Raw genomic sequence first — 14,256 nt, 5'->3', positions numbered from 1 at the left:
ATCATCCCTGGCGGCCCGCCGACTCGACCAGCGAGATGAGGACTTCCTTGCCCGACTCCCGCTCCCGCGCGTCACACAGGACCACCGGTGTTCCGGTTCCAGGTCCACGCCGCATGAACAGCCCGGGCGTCAAGGGCAGGGACCCTGGTGGGCCGCGTCCGATGCCGTCCGTGCCCCGCCGGGAAGCCGCACCGTGACCAGGAGGCCGCCGGTGGGGCGGGGGGTGAGATCGAGGGTTCCGTCGTGGGCGCGGACGATGCTGTGCACGATGGCCAGGCCGAGGCCCACGCCGGCGTGCTCGTCGGTGCGTACGCGTTCCGTTCCGCGCCGGAAGGGTTCGGTGAGGGTCGGCACCAGGTCCGGGGCGAGCCGAGGGCCCGTGTTCCCGACCCGCAGCACGCTCATGTCGCCGAGCGCCTCGGTGTGGACCGTCACGGCGCCGCCGGCGGGGATGTTGTGGACGACGGCGTTCTGGACGAGGTTCGTCACCATCCGCAGCAGAAGCTCCGCGGAGCCACTGGTCGGGGCCGCCCCGCCGGTGACGTCAAGCGTGATCCGGCGCTGTTCGGCGAGGGGAAGCAGCGTTTCGGCGGCTTCTTCGGCGAGCAGCGAGAGGTCGACGCTGTCGCGGGTGACATGTCCGCTGTCGCCGCGGCTGAGCACCAGGAGGGCCTCGGTGAGGTCGATCGCCCGCGTGTTGGCCGCGTGCAGGCGTTCGACGAGCTCGCCCCGGTCCCGCGTGGGGTCCTGGCGGGCGACGTCGAGGAGCGTCCGCGAGATGGCCAGCGGGGTGCGCAGTTCGTGGGAGGCGTTCGCGGCGAACCTCTGCTGCTCGGCGACATGGGACTCCAGTCGGTGGAGCATCGAGTCGAACGTGTCGGAGAGTTCCCGGAATTCGTCCTGGCGGCCCTTCATTCGGATCCGGTGGGACAGCGACCCGTTCCCGGCCCTCCGTGCCGCGTCCGTGATCTGTGTGAGGGGGGCGAGCATCCGGCCGGCGAGGATCCATCCCCCGACGAGGCCGAAGCCGAGCAGGAAGGCCATCGCCACGCCCGCGGCGGGGACGAAGGTGCGCACCAGGAGGTAGCGGTTGGGCGAGATCCCGAGCAGGCCCTGGGAATTGTCGGGTACGTAGCGCAGCAGGAACATCCACACCACGGCCAGCAGGAGGGCGCCGGCGACGGCGAGGAACCCGGCGTAACTGAGGGTGAGCCTGAGTCGGACGCTGAGCCCCGGGCGTCTACGCATGCGTGCTGCCGGGAAGGGCGGTGTCGGAGCCGGTCTCGATGCGGTAGCCGACGCCGGGCACCGTGGCGATCAGCCACGGTTCGCCGAGACGTTTGCGCAGGGCCGAGACGGTGATGCGCACGGCGTTGGTGAGGGGGTCGGCGTTCTCGTCCCAGGCCCGTTCGAGCAGCTCCTCCGCGCTGACGACCCCGCCCTCGGCGGCGACGAGGACTTCGAGGACGGCGAACTGTTTACGGGTGAGCGCGACGTAGCGTCCGTCGCGGAAGACCTCCCGGCGGAAGGGGTCGACCCGCAGGCCCGCGAGCTCGCGGACCGGGGGCCGGGCGTACGCGCGTCTGCGGTCGAGCGCCCTCAGCCGCAGGACGAGCTCCCGCAGCTCGAACGGTTTGGTGAGGTAGTCGTCGGCGCCGAGCCCGAACCCGGAGGCCTTGTCGTCGATCCGGTCGGCAGCGGTGAGCATGAGGATCGGGATCCCGCTGCCGGAGGCGACGATGCGCCGGGCGACCTCGTCACCGGAGGGGCCGGGGATGTCGCGGTCGAGGACCGCGAGGTCGTAGGAGTGGACGCTGAGCAGCTCCAGGGCCGAGTCGCCGTCGCCGGCGATGTCGGCGGCGATCGCCTCCAGCCGCAGGCCGTCACGGACGGCCTCCGCCAGGTAGGGCTCGTCCTCCACGATCAGTACGCGCATGGGGGAAGCCTAAGCAGGAGGGGATGTCGCCGGTGTGTGCGAGGACGTGTGGGCACCGGACGCGCGACTCAGCCCGCCTGTGCCATCGCGGGGTGAGGGCGGTCCGCCGGCGCCTCCGACGTGGTGCGCCACCAGCGGCGGGACGCGAACCCGGCCAGCACGGCGCCGGTGGCGTTGACCAGGACGTCGTCCACGGAGGAGACCCGGTCCAGCCGCAGGACGTACTGCGCGGTCTCGACCAGGATCGAGCAGCCCGCCCCGAGCGCCAGGATCCGCGGCAGGGACGCCACCGCCGCGAACCGCATCGGGGCGAAGAACCCCAGCGACGCGAAGACCAGCAGATTGCCGGCGATCCCGAGCGACCCCATTGTGACCAGGTCCCGCAGCGGTACCAGGCTCACCCGCGCGGGGGCGGTGCCCGGCGCGGCGCCCGGCATCATGGTCAGCCAGAGGAACGGCACCGTCCCGTGGACCATGCCCACCTCGGCCAGCGACTTCCGCCACGGCGACCGGACACCGGCGGTGCGCCGCCGGCGCGCGAGGGCCCATGCCACCAGCACCGCCAGGGGCAGCGCGACCAGCGTCATGAGCACGACCCCGTTGAACGTGTCGTAGCAGCCGTGCCACTGCCCGGCCATGCACCTCGGGGCGGACATCATGAGCGGTCCGCGCACGACGAACAGGGCGCTCGCCAGTCCGAGGACCGCCAGGCCGAGGAGCACGGTCCTGCGCGTGCGGCGGGGCGGTTCCGGCAGGGATGCGTCATGGTTCATGACCCCATTGGAGACGGAGGGCCGTTGCGGGGGCGTATGCGATTTTCGATACGCCCGCGATACACGGAGACTCCGGGCATCCACGAGGGCCGGCTCAGCGGCCTTCGATGAGGGCGTCGGCGAGGTCCGGGGAGAAGGAGCCGGCCGGCGGGGAGCCCGGCGGGCACGCGGCCGAGTCGCCGTCCGAGTCGCCGGGGTTCTTGATCCACAGGAGGTACTCGGCGCCGCCCTCGCCGGCCCGGGACGTCACGCCCAGCCTGCGCCCCTGCGGGTTGCAGAACCCCACGTGCCCGCTGCCGGGGTCGCCAGGGGTCGCATAGGCCCCGTTGCCGTTGCGCGCGGTGTCCACCACCCACCGGGCGTCGACGCCGAAGTCGGCCCTGAGCTGCGCGGCCAGCATGCTGCCGTACTGGTTGGAGATGTCGGTGGCGTCGAAGTTGGAGACGCCGATCGAGACCCCTCGGGCCATCGAGACGCCGGAGCGGTTGAGCAGGTAGGCCATCCGCTGGAGGCCGATGCCGCCGTCGCCGCCGAGGTCCTGCCCCAGGGTCCAGGTCGTGTTGCCTGCGTCGAGGTACGTCCGGACGAAGCCACCCTGCGCCTGGAGGTGCTGGTTGGCGTACCAGAGCATGTCGAAGCGGGCTTCGAGGGCTTCGCCCGAGATGCATCCCGGGTCGGCGGACTGGGCGACCGCGTCGGGCTCCAGGATCACGACGGCGGGCCGGCCCCCGATGCCCTGGGCGAAGGCGTCGATCCACGCCTTGTAGCGGTCCGCGTCCTCGGAACCGCCCGAGGAGGCACCGCCGCAGTCACGGCCGGGGATGTTGTACGCGACGAGCACGGGAAGCTCGCCCCGCGCCGCCGCCGCGCCCACGTAGGCGCCCACCTCGTCCCGGACACCGGTCGCCGGGTCGCCGTCGGCGTCCCAGTTGCCGAACCACTTCACGGTGGTGTGGTCCGCGACGGCCGACGCGATCTTCGCGGCCCGGGGGTCCGTCGTTCCGCGCACCCATGTCATGGCCGTGCTGGCGGGGTCGGTGTAGAAGCCCTCGCGGACGGTCGACGTGGTCAGCGAGACGTTGTCCAGGACGATGTCTGTCCTGTCGGCCTGGCCGCCGACCTGGAAGTCGATGTGGCCGTCGGCCGAGTCCAGGGAGGAGGTGAAGGTCCAGCTGAAGTGCTGGGTGTCGGTGGTCAGGTCGAGTTCGTTCGCCAGGGACGCCGGGTAGGGCTCGGTTCCGAGCTGGACCGTCGACCTGATCTTCGTCGCCCTGGAGGCGCTCGCGTCGAAGGACAGGGTGTACGTGACGCCCGGGCGCAGGGTGATCCGGTTCTGGCCCATGACCGTGCGGTACGACTGGCCGACCTGGTCCGCCGGGGCCGGTTCGACCGTGGCCCGCAGCGCGCCGTTCTCGGCGGTCATCGAGACGCCGGAAGTCCCCCACCAGTCCTCGGTGCCGGTGGCGAAGGTGCCGTTGCGCGCCAGTTCGCCGTAGACGGCCTGCTCGGGCTCCGCCTCGGCCGCCGTGGCGGGGGCGGCGAGGAGGGAGGCGACGAGCGCGCAGGCGCCGAGGCCGGTGATCGATATCGGGGTGTGCTTCATGCTCGGCCTTCTCTTCGACGGGAGGTGCTGGGCGAGGCGTCCGGGCTGTCCAGTACGGGCTGCGCGCCGTCCTCCCGCGCCACGTGTGCGGCGAGGAGACGGGGCGCCGACCGCTCTGGCGAGGCACTGACCGCCCTCCGACGCCGACTCCTCCCGGGGATCGACGGGCAGCGGCCGCAAGCCGAGCCCACGTCGGACCGGTGGGGTGTCTTCGGGGAGGTGAGGTCACACGTCCTGGATGCGCCGGAAGGGCCGCTCCGCCTCCAGCGCGAACGCGACCTCCAGGAGCGTCTGTTCCCCGCCCGGGCGGCCGGAGAACATGACGCCGATGGGGAGTCCGTCCTCGGTGGCGCTCACGGCGGGCACCGAGATCGACGGGGTGCCGACGACGTTGTTGACCGGGGTGAACGCGACGTACGCGAGGATGCGTTCGATCAGCGTCTCGTACGGAACGGTCGGGCTGAGGTGACCGATCGGCGGCGTGGTGTGGGCGAGCACCGGCGACAGGATGAGGTCGAGACCGCGGAACGCCGCCGCGTACGCGCGCTCCGTCCGCTTCAGTCTCCGCAGCACCCCCGGGGTGCGCTGCCAGGTCGCGAGGTACGCCTCGCGCAGGCCCCGGCTCAGGCCGTCCATGCGGCGCCGGTCGAAGTCCGCGCCGAGGGTCCGGCCGGTGATGCCGAGGAGGAACGACAGCATCCCCCAGTAGGCGAGGAAGTCCTCGGTGAAGCGCGGGTCGAGGGCCAGCTCCACGGGTTCCACGGTGTGGCCGAGTCGTTCCAGGGTGGCCGCGGTCTCCGTGACGGCCGCACGGGTGGCGGCGTCGGAGCGGACGCCGTTGGGCGAGTCGAGCAGCAGGCCGATCCGCAGCCGCCGTCCCGAGGGGCCTTCGACCAGGCCCAGCGGCGGCAGCTTCGGGTTGCGCCAGTGCGTCTCCGCGGCGGCGAGGAAGGCGGCGGTGTCCCGCACGGAGCGGCTCACGACGCCGTCGGAGACGAGGTCCAGCGGCAGTTGGCGGCTCTGGGCGTTCGCCACGACCCGGCCGCGGGTCGGCTTGAGGCCGACGAGTCCGCAGCAGGCGGCGGGGATCCGGATGGAACCGCCGCCGTCGTTGGCGTGCGCGATGGGGACCGCACCGGCCGCGACGAGCGCGGCGCTGCCTCCGGACGAACCACCCGCCGAGAAGCCGGTGTTCCAGGGGTTACGGACGGGCTCGGCGCCCTCGTACTCCGTGGTCGGGCTGAAGCCGAACTCGGGCAGCCGGGTCTTGCCCAGCACCGTGACACCGCTGCTCAGGAGCTGCCGGGCGAACGGAGCGTGCCGGCGGGCGGCCCTCGGGGTGAAGGCGGCACTGCCGTGGCCGGTCGGGAGCCCCTGGTGGTCGGTGTTGTCCTTGACGAAGGTCGGCACCCCGGCGAAGGCGCCGCTCCCGCCGGCCGCGTGCGCCGGAAGGTCGACGTGCACCTGGACCGCGTGGAGCCGGGCCTCGACGGCGCGCACCCGCTGCGCCGCGTCCCGTGCGGCCTCGTCGGCGCCGACCTCACCGCGCCGGATCGCCGAGGCGAGGCCGACGGCGTCGTGGTCTCCCAGGGCGTCGTCCCGGAAGGCGTGCACCGTGGTTCGTTCGTCGAAAGTCGTCACCGCTGCCTCAGCCCCCGACCGTGTGGATGGTTGCCCGTCATCATTCCCTACCGCCAAGTAGCACGCGAGGATTTCGGGGCTCCGTCGCGGCGCGTCCCTCCGACACCGGCTCTCGGCAAGGGAGTTGACGGACAGTCAAAACTGACAGGTACATGGCGGATGTGGGGTGCGGGGGCATACCGTCGAGGTTCCCGCACTCTCGGTTCCGCACGTTCCGCACGATCCCCAGCGGTTCCGAGCCCCCACGAGTGAAGGAGCAGCATGCCCCTCTCCACATGGCTGAAGGCAGGCACCACCGCCGCGGCGGTCGTCCTGGCCACCGCGACGGCGGCGACCGCCGCACCCGGAACCACGCCGCAGCCGTCGACGGCCGGCACGTCGGCGGTGGTGACACTTCGCTACGACGACAGCAGGGCCGGCGGCTGGGAGGCGGCCGTCGCGGCCGGAGTCGCCTCATGGAACGCGAACGTCGGCAACGTGAAGCTGGTCGAGGCCGCGCCGGGCACCCGGGCCGAGATCGTGATCGTGGCCACGACCGGCTGGCCCCAGGCCACCCTCGGCCCCGTCCGTCCGGGCCGGCAGGTCCGCGTCGAGCTCGGGAGCCAGGCGGTGACACAGGGGTACGACAAGACCCGGATAGCCGCCCATGAACTCGGCCACAGCCTGGGCCTCCCCGACACCAAGCCCGGCCCGTGCTCACAGCTGATGTCGGGGTCGAGCGCCGGCACGAGCTGCGTCAACGCGGTCCCGAACGCGACCGAGCGGGCACGGGTGGAGTCCACCTACGCCAACGGCGCCGCCCTGGGCATCCCCGTCGACGGCCGGATCCTGGTCGACGCTCCGTAGCCGAGGGCTCACCGCGGCAGGGTGCCCGACCCGGTGCCTCCCGGTCGGGCACCCTGCCGCCGTACGGTCACGACTTGCGCCGTATGTCCGCTTTCGAACCACTATCGAGCGTGAGACAGAGCACTCTGCGTAAGGCATTGCGCATGGATCCCCGGGGTCGGGGCAGGCGGCCCGACCGCCGGGCAACCGGCAGGGGGATTCAAGGAAACGAAGGGCCATACGCGACGTGACCGCAGAACAACAGACCATCCATGTGGGCGGAGAGTGGCGAGCGGCCCTCTCCGGCGCCACGCGCGACATCATCGACCCCGTCGACGCGACCGCCTTCGCGGTCGTGTCGGAGGGTGGTGTCGCGGACACCGACGACGCCGTGGCCGCGGCACGCGCCGCGTTCGACGACGGTGCCTGGCCGCGTACGCCGGTCGCCGAGCGGGCCACCCTGCTGCGGCGGGTCGCCGACCTGCTCGAGCGGGACCGCGAGCGCATCGGTGCGCTGGAGAGCCAGGACGCGGGCAAGACGCTGGAGGAGGGCCGCGTCGACGTCGACTGTGTCCGCGACGCCTTCCGCTACTTCGCCGACCTCGTGGAGAGCGAGAGCGGCGCACGCGTCGTCGACGCCGGGTCGGACGAGATCCACAGCGTCGTCGTGCACGAGCCCGTCGGCGTCTGCGCCCTCATCACGCCGTGGAACTATCCGCTGCTCCAGGCCAGCTGGAAGATCGCGCCCGCCCTCGCCGCCGGCAACACGTTCGTGATCAAGCCCAGCGAGATCACCCCGCTGAGCACCGTCGTCCTGGTCGAACTGCTCCTGGAGGCCGGGCTGCCGCTCGGCGCCGCCAATATCGTCACCGGCCCCGGCCAAACCGTCGGCGCCCGGCTCGCCGACCACCCCGACGTCGACCTCGTGTCGTTCACGGGCGGTCTCGTCAGCGGTACGAAGGTGGCCCGCGCGGCCGCCGACAGCGTGAAGAAGGTCGCGCTCGAACTGGGCGGCAAGAACCCCAACGTCGTGTTCGCCGACGCCTGCGCGACACCCGAGGGCTTCGACACCGCCGTCGACCAGGCGCTCAACGCCGCCTTCATCCACAGCGGCCAGGTCTGCTCCGCCGGCTCCCGCCTCATCGTCGAGGAGCCGCTGCGCGACCGGTTCGTCGCCGAGCTCGCCCGCCGGGCCGAACTGATCCGGCTCGGTCGCGGCACCGACGCGGGCGTCGAGTGCGGACCGCTGGTCTCCGCGGCCCAGGTGGCGAAGACCGAGGAGTACGTGGCCTCCGCCCTCGGCGAGGGCGCGGTCCTGCGTGCGGGCGGCGAGAAGCCGGCCGGTCCCGGCTACTTCTACCGGCCCACGGTCCTGGACCGGTGCCACCGCTCCATGCGGGTCGTCCGCGAGGAGGTCTTCGGCCCCGTCCTCACCGTGGAGACGTTCCGCACCGAGGAGGAGGCCGTCACCCTCGCCAACGACACCGAGTACGGCCTCGCCGGGGCGGTGTGGACCACCGACGAGGACCGTGCCCGGCGCGTCGCCGCCCGGCTGCGCCACGGCACCGTCTGGATCAACGACTTCCACCCCTACCTGCCGCAGGCGGAGTGGGGCGGCTTCGGAAAGTCCGGCATCGGCCGCGAACTGGGCCCCAGCGGTCTCGCCGAGTACCGCGAGGCCAAGCACATCTACCAGAACCTCGCTCCGCGCCCCGTGCGCTGGTTCGCGGGCACGACGGCGAAGGACCAGGCATGAACGACCAGCACGTGTACGACTACGTCGTCGTCGGCGGCGGCACCGCGGGTTCGGTCATCGCCTCCCGGCTGACCGAGGACCCGGACGTCAGCGTCGCCGTCATCGAGGGCGGCCCCAGCGACGTCGGGCGCGACGACGTCCTCACCCTGCGCCGCTGGATGGGCCTGCTCGGCGGGGAGCTGGACTACGACTACCCCACCACCGAGCAGCCCCGGGGCAACTCGTACATCCGCCACAGCCGTGCGCGGGTCCTCGGCGGCTGTTCCTCGCACAACACCCTCATCGCCTTCAAGCCCCTGCCCTCCGACTGGGACGAGTGGGCCGAGGCCGGTGCCGAGGGGTGGGACGCGGCGGCCATGGATCCGTACTTCGACCGGCTGCGCAACAACATCGTGCCCGTCGACGAGGCCGACCGGAACGCGATCGCCCGGGACTTCGTCGACGCGGCGCGGACCACGCTCGGTGTGCCGCGCGTCGAGGGCTTCAACAAGAGCCCGTTCCATGAGGGCGTCGGCTTCTTCGACCTGGCGTACCACCCGGAGAACAACAAGCGGTCGTCCGCTTCGGTCGCCTATCTGCACCCCTTCCTGGACCGGCCGAACCTGCACATCGCCCTGGAGACCTGGGCGTTCCGGCTCGAGTTCGAGGGCACCCGCGCCACCGGCGTCCACATCCGTACCAAGGAGGGCGGGGAGCACGTCGTACGTGCCCGGCGCGAGGTCCTGGTGTGCGCGGGCGCCGTGGACACCCCGCGTCTGCTGCTGCACTCCGGCGTCGGGCCGCGCGCCGACCTGGAGAAGCTCGGCATCCCCGTCGTGCACGACCTGCCGGGCGTCGGGGAGAACCTCCTCGACCACCCCGAGTCGGTCATCGTGTGGGAGACGCACGGCCCGATCCCCGAGAACTCCGCGATGGACTCCGACGCCGGACTGTTCGTCCGCCGGGACCCGGAGTCCGAGGGGCCGGACCTGATGTTCCACTTCTACCAGATCCCCTTCACCGACAACCCCGAGCGCCTGGGCTACGAACGGCCTCCGCACGGCGTGTCGTTGACCCCGAACATCCCCAAGCCGCGCAGCCGTGGCCGGCTCTACCTGACGAGCGCCGACCCCGAGGTCAAGCCCGCGCTCGACTTCCGGTACTTCACCGACGAGGACGACTACGACGGCCGGACCCTCGTCGACGGCATCCGCATCGCCCGGCAGATCGCGGCGAGCGAACCGCTGGCCGGATGGCTGAAGCGCGAGGTGTGCCCGGGGCCGGAGGTGACCTCCGACGAGGAACTCAGCGCGTACGCCCGCCAGGTCGCGCACACCGTCTACCACCCGGCCGGTACGTGCCGGATGGGGGCCGCCGACGACGAACTCGCCGTCGTCGCGCCCGATCTGAGGATCCGGGGCCTCGACGGCATCCGGATCGCCGACGCGTCCGTCTTCCCGACCATGACCGCCGTGAACCCGATGATCGGCGTGCTCATGGTCGGCGAGAAATGCGCCGACCTGCTGGGAGGCACGGCCCGATGACCACTCCGCACACTCCGCCGCAGAATGCCGCGGACCCCGTCTTCTCCGTACGTGACCTGTGGAAGGTCTTCGGTCCGAAGGCCGACCGCGTGCCCGCCGACCCGGAGCTCGGTTCCCTCGACGCCACCGAGCTGCGCGAGCGGACCGGCTGCACCGCCGCCGTCCGCGACGTCTCGTTCGACGTCCGCAAGGGTGAGGTCTTCGTCGTCATGGGCCTCTCGGGCTCGGGCAAGTCGACGCTCGTCCGCTGCCTGACCCGGCTCATCGAGCCGACCTCGGGCACCATCGCCATCGACGGCGAGGACGTGCTGTCCATGGACACCGGCCGGCTCCGGGAGCTGCGTCGGCACCGGGCGGCGATGGTCTTCCAGCACTTCGGTCTGCTGCCGCACCGGACGGTGCTCGACAACATCGCGTACGGGCTCGAGATCCAGGGCGTGGGACGCGGCGAACGCCGCGAGCGGGCCGCGGAGTTCGTCACCAAGGTGGGCCTGGACGGCATGGAGCACCGCAGGCCGAGCCAGCTGTCCGGTGGCCAGCAGCAGCGCGTCGGGCTGGCCCGCGCGCTCGCCGTGGACCCCGAAGTCCTGCTGTTCGACGAGCCGTTCAGCGCGCTCGACCCGCTCATCCGCCGGGACATGCAGGAGGAGGTCGTCCGCCTGCACCGGGAGGAGGGACGCACGATGGTCTTCATCACGCACGACCTGAGCGAGGCGCTGAAGCTGGGCGACCGCATCGCGCTGATGCGCGACGGCCGGATCGTCCAGCTCGGCACGCCGGAGGAGATCGTGGGCTCCCCCGCCGACGACTACGTCAGGGACTTCGTCCGGGACGTCCCGCGCGAGCAGGTACTGACCGTCCGCTCGGCGATGCGCCCGGCACTCGCCGACGAGCACGAGGCCGGACCCGCGCTCGCCCCGAGCGCCACCGTCCACGAGGCCATCGAGGCCGTCGCCCGTACGGGCGAGAACGCGCGGGTCGTCGAGAACGGCCGGTGCCTGGGCGTGGTCGACCAGGCGGGACTCCTCGGTGTCGTCGCCGGGGTCCCGGCCACGACGGGGAAGGCGGTGGCCTGATGTACGCCCATACGACCTGGCCGCCGCCGGGCGGCACGAGCGGTACCGGCGATCGGGCCGCCGCCCACTGCGTGAGCGGGACCCCCTCCACCGGGCGGTGGGGCCGATGACCGCCACCGTCACCCCCGCTCCCCCCGGCCCCACGGCCGCCCGCGACGCCGGGTCCGGTGCGCTGCGCGCGCTCGCGCGCCACCGCGGCCGGCTGATCGGCGCCGGCGTGGCCGTCGCGCTCGTCCTCGGAGCCGTTCTCCTGGGCGGCGGAAGCTGGCCCGCGTCGCTCGCCGTCGATCTGTCCGGGCCGCTGGGGCGCACCAGCGACTGGATCATCGACAACCGAGACGGCCACCCGCTCTTCCTCTACTTCCTCGGGCACGTCAGCAACGTCGTGGTCGTGTCCGTCCGCGCGGTGTACCTCGTGCTGCTGGCTCTCGGCTGGGCCGGCGTCACCGCCGCCGCCGGGCTCGTGGCCTGGCGCGTCGCGGGTGTGCGGCTCGCGCTGATCTCCGTCGCCGCCTTCGCCGCCTGCGGCCTGCTCGGCATGTGGGTGCCGACGATGCAGACGCTCGCCCTGATGGTGGTCGCCGTCGCCGCGTCCGTGCTGCTGGGCGGTCTCCTCGGCCTGGCCGCCGGCCTGTCGGACCGGATGCACCGGATCCTGCGCCCGGTCCTCGACACCATGCAGGTGCTGCCGGCCTTCGCGTATCTGCTGCCCGTCGTCCTGGTCTTCGGCATCGGCGTGCCCGCGGCCGTCCTCGCGACCGTCGTCTACGCCGCGCCGCCCATGGCCCGTCTCACCACGCTCGGGCTGCGCGGCGCGGACGCGGGGGTCATGGAGGCCGCCGCGTCGCTCGGCGCCACCGGTCGGCAGCGGCTGCTGACGGCCCGGCTTCCGCTGGCCCGCAAGGAGCTTCTGCTCGGCGTCAACCAGTCGATCATGATGGCGCTCGGCATGGCCGTGATCGCGTCGGTCATCGGCGCGGGCGGCCTCGGCGACCGGGTCTACCAGGCGCTTGCCTCCGTCGACGTCGGTGCGGCGCTCGCGGCCGGTGTGCCGATCGTGCTGCTCGCCATCGTCCTGGACCGGGTCACCGCCGCGGCCGGAGAGCGGATCGGCGCTGCTCCCGTCCGCCGGGCCGGACTCGGCTGGGCCGTCGCTCTCGCGGTGACCGTCGTCGTCGCCGTCGCGGGCCGCCTGTCCGACCGGCTCTCCTGGCCCGACGCGTGGACGGTGGACATCGCCGAGCCCGTCAACGGTGCGGTCGACTGGATGACCGCGCACCTGTACTCCGGCGTGCCGCTCGTCGGCGGCACCGCCGACTGGGCGGGGCGCTTCACCACGTGGGTCCTCAACCCCCTGCGCGACGGTCTGCAGTGGCTGCCCTGGTGGGCGGTCCTGCTGGCCGTCGGAGCGCTCGCCCTGCTCATCGGCACCTGGCGCACGGCGGCGACGGCCGTCCTCGCGATGGCGGCGATCGGTGTGCTCGGCGTCTGGGACCCGGCGCTCGACACGCTGTCGCAGGTGCTCGCCGCCGTCGCGGTGACGCTGGTGCTGGGTGTCGCGCTGGGCGTCGCCGCGGCTCGCAGCACGCGCCTCGGACGCGCCCTGCGTCCGGTGCTCGACGTCTTCCAGACGATGCCGCAGTTCGTCTATCTGATCCCCGTGGTCGCCCTGTTCGGTGTGGGCCGCGCCCCGGCGGTCGCCGCCGCCGTGGTCTACGCGCTGCCCGCCGTCGTACGGATCACGGCCCAGGGCGTGGGCGGGGTGGACCCGGCCGCGATGGAGTCCTCGCGCTCGCTGGGCGCGACCGGGCGGCAGCAGCTGTTCCAGGTCCAGCTACCGCTGGCCCGGCCCGCGTTGCTCCTCGCCGTCAACCAGGGCGTGGTGCTGGTCCTCGCCGTGGTCGTCATCGGCGGTCTCGTGGGCGGCGGCGCGCTCGGGTACGACGCGGTCTTCGGTCTCGCCCAGGGCGACCTGGCGACCGGTCTGGTCGCGGGCGCGGCGATCGTCTGCCTGGGCCTGATGCTCGACCGCGTCACCCAGCCGACGGAACGCCGTGAACTCGCCGGAAAGGGGGCCTGAGATGGCTCGCACACGCATCGCCGCACTCGTGACCGCGGCCGCCCTGGCGGCCGGCCTCACCGGCTGCGGCGCCGCTGACATGACCCGCCAGGCCTCCCCCTACGCCGACGCGAAGGGCTCCCGCACGGTGACCCTGTCCGTGCAGTCGTGGGTGGGCGCGCAGGCCAACGTCGCCGTCGCGCAGTACCTGCTGGAGCACGAACTCGGCTACCGGGTGGACACCGTCCAGATCGACGAGGTGCCCGCCTGGGACGCGCTCAGCCAGGGCCGGGTGGACGCCATCCTGGAGGACTGGGGCCACCCGGAGCAGGAGAAGCGGTACATCGACGACAAGGGGACGATCGCGCGCGGTGGCGATCTCGGGGTGACCGGCCACATCGGCTGGTTCGTACCGACGTACTTCGCCGAGAAGCACCCGGACGTCACCGACTGGAAGAACCTGAACAAGTACGCAGACGAGTTCCGTACCGCGGAGAGCGGCGGCAAGGGCCAGTTGCTTGACGGGTCCCCCTCCTACGTCACGAACGACAAGGCTCTCGTGGAGAACCTGGACCTCGACTACCAGGTCGTGTTCGCGGGCTCGGAGGCGGCGCAGATCACGCAGATCCAGCAGTTCGCCAAGGAGAAGAAGCCCTTCCTGAGCTACTGGTACAAGCCCCAGTGGCTGTTCGAGAGGGTTCCGATGACGGAGGTGAAGCTGCCCGCGTACACCGAGGGCTGCGACGCCGACCCGAAGAAGGTGGCCTGCGCGTACCCGCACACGCCGCTGCAGAAGTTCCTCAACGCCCGCTTCGCGGACGGCGGGGGCGACGCCGCCGCCTTCCTGAAGAAGTTCCGCTGGACGACCGAGATGCAGAACGACGTCGCCCTGATGATCGCGGAGGAGAAGCTGTCTCCGCAGGAGGCGGCGGGCCGCTGGGTGAAGGAGAACGAGGCCACCTGGCGGGCGTGGCTCCCGTCCTGACGCGGGCGCGGCGGACCGGGCACGATGCCGGCCCGCCGCGCCCTCCCGGGCCCCGCGCCCTCTCCGGGGCGCGGTACGT

Annotated in this window: 11 protein-coding genes and 1 pseudogene; 6 read left to right on the top strand and 6 right to left on the bottom strand. The window is 72.4% G+C overall.

Annotated elements, in window-relative coordinates; genetic code table 11:
• Position 1 precedes the first annotated feature (1 nt).
• The 6 genes and pseudogenes from ACZ3OF_RS02575 to ACZ3OF_RS02550 all read right to left on the bottom strand — a co-directional run.
• A pseudogene (locus ACZ3OF_RS02575) lies at positions 2–94 on the bottom strand (ATP-binding protein); the annotation flags it as partial.
• A gap of 35 nt (positions 95–129) precedes the next feature.
• A complete protein-coding gene (locus ACZ3OF_RS02570; protein ID WP_467302241.1) occupies positions 130–1,248 on the bottom strand; it encodes a sensor histidine kinase in 1,119 nt (372 codons plus the stop codon).
• The gene (locus tag ACZ3OF_RS02565) at positions 1,241–1,936 is read right to left on the bottom strand and encodes a response regulator transcription factor (protein WP_361666652.1); all 696 of its coding nucleotides are present in this window, start codon (positions 1,934–1,936) and stop codon (positions 1,241–1,243) included. The genes ACZ3OF_RS02570 and ACZ3OF_RS02565 overlap by 8 nt, the downstream gene beginning before the upstream one ends.
• A 68-nt stretch (positions 1,937–2,004) precedes the next feature.
• A complete protein-coding gene (locus tag ACZ3OF_RS02560; protein WP_361666654.1) occupies positions 2,005–2,709 on the bottom strand; it encodes a VanZ family protein in 705 nt (234 codons plus the stop codon).
• Positions 2,710–2,803: 94 nt separating this feature from the next.
• Positions 2,804–4,312: a glycoside hydrolase family 6 protein gene (locus ACZ3OF_RS02555; RefSeq protein ID WP_361666656.1), complete on the bottom strand. Its 1,509-nt coding sequence runs from the start codon at positions 4,310–4,312 to the stop codon at positions 2,804–2,806.
• 225 nt (positions 4,313–4,537) lie between these two features.
• Positions 4,538–5,953: an amidase gene (locus tag ACZ3OF_RS02550; protein ID WP_361666658.1), complete on the bottom strand. Its 1,416-nt coding sequence runs from the start codon at positions 5,951–5,953 to the stop codon at positions 4,538–4,540.
• 261 nt (positions 5,954–6,214) lie between these two features.
• Here ACZ3OF_RS02550 and ACZ3OF_RS02545 point away from each other — a divergent pair, with 261 nt between their 5' ends.
• The 6 genes from ACZ3OF_RS02545 to ACZ3OF_RS02520 all read left to right on the top strand — a co-directional run bounded on the left by ACZ3OF_RS02545 (position 6,215) and on the right by ACZ3OF_RS02520 (position 14,177).
• Entirely contained in the window at positions 6,215–6,799 is a 585-nt protein-coding gene (locus tag ACZ3OF_RS02545; RefSeq protein ID WP_361666659.1) for a snapalysin family zinc-dependent metalloprotease, read from the top strand.
• Positions 6,800–7,025: 226 nt separating this feature from the next.
• Positions 7,026–8,534: an aldehyde dehydrogenase family protein gene (locus ACZ3OF_RS02540; protein WP_361666660.1), complete on the top strand. Its 1,509-nt coding sequence runs from the start codon at positions 7,026–7,028 to the stop codon at positions 8,532–8,534.
• Entirely contained in the window at positions 8,531–10,057 is a 1,527-nt protein-coding gene (locus ACZ3OF_RS02535; RefSeq protein WP_467302236.1) for a GMC family oxidoreductase, read from the top strand. Before ACZ3OF_RS02540 ends, ACZ3OF_RS02535 begins: the two co-directional genes overlap by 4 nt.
• Positions 10,054–11,133 (top strand): quaternary amine ABC transporter ATP-binding protein, encoded by a 1,080-nt coding sequence (locus tag ACZ3OF_RS02530; RefSeq protein WP_361666664.1) that lies wholly within the window; start codon positions 10,054–10,056, stop codon positions 11,131–11,133. Before ACZ3OF_RS02535 ends, ACZ3OF_RS02530 begins: the two co-directional genes overlap by 4 nt.
• Before the next feature lie 106 nt (positions 11,134–11,239).
• A complete protein-coding gene (locus tag ACZ3OF_RS02525; protein WP_361666665.1) occupies positions 11,240–13,213 on the top strand; it encodes an ABC transporter permease subunit in 1,974 nt (657 codons plus the stop codon).
• Position 13,214: 1 nt separating this feature from the next.
• Positions 13,215–14,177 (top strand): ABC transporter substrate-binding protein, encoded by a 963-nt coding sequence (locus ACZ3OF_RS02520; RefSeq protein ID WP_467302234.1) that lies wholly within the window; start codon positions 13,215–13,217, stop codon positions 14,175–14,177.
• Positions 14,178–14,256: the final 79 nt, after the last annotated feature.

The organism is Streptomyces sp. NPDC022552 (genome assembly GCF_055561875.1).
The sequence above is the reverse complement of the archived record's forward strand: the minus strand, read 5'-3'. Positions and strand labels throughout refer to the sequence as shown.